Here is a 2,229-nt window from a genome sequence, read left to right as displayed (position 1 = left end):
GGTATTTTTAAATGTATCAAACATTTGCTCTATCTCTACTCTACTTTTGAAATATTGAAATATTTTTTCAGCAGAGACTTTCTCTAAATTAGTGATTAAAGCAAGTGTTCCAAACCTGTGTTGTTTCTTATGGAAATCCTGAGTTTGACAGTTAATTTTATTCGTCTCCTTGCAGCACATCGTTTTATTAAATTAGACCCGAAATCGTTTTCACTATGTTTTTTTTAACTCATTCTAAAAATTCTCAAGGATACCGATATTCGGCGGGATCTTTATTCTCATAGTCCTCAAAATTTGATTTGCCAATCCTTCTACAGGAGAACGCAGGAAAAATTTTCTCCCTTCTATTTCTATTTCCGAGAATTGAAGGGAATCTAATGCTTTTCTTATTTTTTCAGGAGAATATTCTATCTTGTTTCTTTTTAACTCAATTTCCAATGTCCTCTCTAAAAGGAAAGCTATGAAACACAGAACCAGATGCCCTTCAATCCTTTTTGGTGTCCAGTGAAACATGGGCCGGGTCTCAAGATGAGTCTTGAAGATTCGGAATGATTCTTCTATTCTCCACAACTGGTGGTATAGTTCTAACACCTTCTCTGCTCTTAAATTCTTACAGTCTGTTCTTATCCCAAAGTATCCATCCCACCTTTCATCTTCTTCAATTTTGGCACTGCTAAGAGCAGGAGCTGAATCAGAAACTATTTCTATAAACCGGAGTGGACCTCTTTTAACTTTACCCATTACCTTTCCTTCTTCTATCATTTTTTTTGCCTTCTCCACCAATTGCTCCCTCTCTTTTCTATCTCTTCTCGCTTTTCTCTCTGACCAACTACAGATTAAGTCTTCACCCCCCAACTGTATTCTTTTCCACCTGAAAACTTCATTCCCCTCTTTGTCTTTTACAGGTTTGTACCCATCCTTCCTCAGAATCTCTTCTTTTATTTTTTTAGGTAAGTTCTTTATCCTTCCCCCAACTATGTATTGGTACCCTTTCCCCTTTATCATTTTGATATTCTTTTTAGAAAGTAGTGCCTGGTCCCCTATTACTATCACCCGATTAATTTGAAACTTATCTTTCATCTTTTCCAATGCCTTAGGTAGAGTATGTCCTTCAAAACTACTACCCGGGAATACATCATAGCCTACTGGCCTGCCTTCTGTATCCTGCAATAGTCCCAACATTATCTGTACCTCTTTGAATTTCCCATCTTTACTAAAACCCATCTTCTTTAATGCATCTTCCCTTACACTCTCAAAATATAAAGTGGTTACATCATAGAAAACTACATCTACTTTCATATTGAACAAATTTATGTTCTGGGCAAAAAGGTATCTCTCTATTTTTTCCTTGCTCTCTGCCAGAATATCTAATCCCCGATAAAGATGCTGTAAGCTGTTCTCCTTTACTCCGTAATATCTGTCCTGCTCCTGGAAACTTTTTAGTTTGCTCTTGGGATCTATTAACCTATCTAAAACCATCAGAAATACCGCACTCCATAAATCAAATTCTATCTTCCTTCCCTCCAATACCTTCTCCCATAACTTATCCATCTTAAATTCATCCCATATCTTCCGATACACTCTCACTGCTCCCCACCACTTTCTATCTTTCTCCTCAGTAGTAGTAATATCCAGATATTTTCTCTGTTTACAATATTTAAGTAGGGCAGAAGCTAATTTTTCTAATTTTCCGCTCTCTCTTAGTTTATCTATATTTCCTAAACTGCCAATATTCCTCTGCCTTGACCTGCTCCCATCCCAATAACTCTCTACAATCACCAGATATTCTTTATTTTTACTCTTAACTATCCTCGGAAACATTTTTCAATAGTTTGCATCATATAATATTATTTCTTATGTGTTGATTTTATCATAATTAATCAGTTTGTCAAGAACATATTATAAAAATTTCGGATAAAAATTTTTTGGCAAAAGTTTTCACTATGTTTTTTAGAAATTTACAGGGGAGGAAAATCAAAAACGATATCAGTGGACACGATTGGAAAAATGTGTTGGTTAATTTTGCCTCTCAACTGTCAAACTCAGGATATTACTTGAAAATAGAGGAAGTTACGGTTTAAAATGAAGAGGAACTTCCTCTAAAAAAATAAGGTCTATCTTCTCCTCTGAGAAACAATTTGTAAGCTCTAAAAAAAGTCCCCCTTAGATCTTCCCTATCTTTGAAGGAGAGGGTATTTTATTTTTAAATTTTACTGCTATATCCAGGTC

The 2,229-nt window shown here is 35.3% G+C and carries 2 protein-coding genes; both read right to left on the bottom strand.

What is annotated here, in order from left to right:
- A partial coding sequence (locus tag J7J62_07365; GenBank protein MCD6124972.1) for a hypothetical protein occupies positions 1-180 on the bottom strand: 180 nt, incomplete at its 3' end.
- A gap of 54 nt (positions 181-234) precedes the next feature.
- Positions 235-1,821, bottom strand: coding sequence for an IS1634 family transposase (locus J7J62_07360; GenBank protein ID MCD6124971.1), 1,587 nt, complete (start codon positions 1,819-1,821; stop codon positions 235-237).
- Positions 1,822-2,229: the final 408 nt, after the last annotated feature.

This window comes from bacterium (assembly GCA_021159335.1).
Classification (GTDB): domain Bacteria; phylum UBP14; class UBA6098; order B30-G16; family B30-G16; genus JAGGRZ01.
Note: the sequence above shows the minus strand (reverse complement) of the source record. Positions and strands in the feature narration are given on the sequence as shown.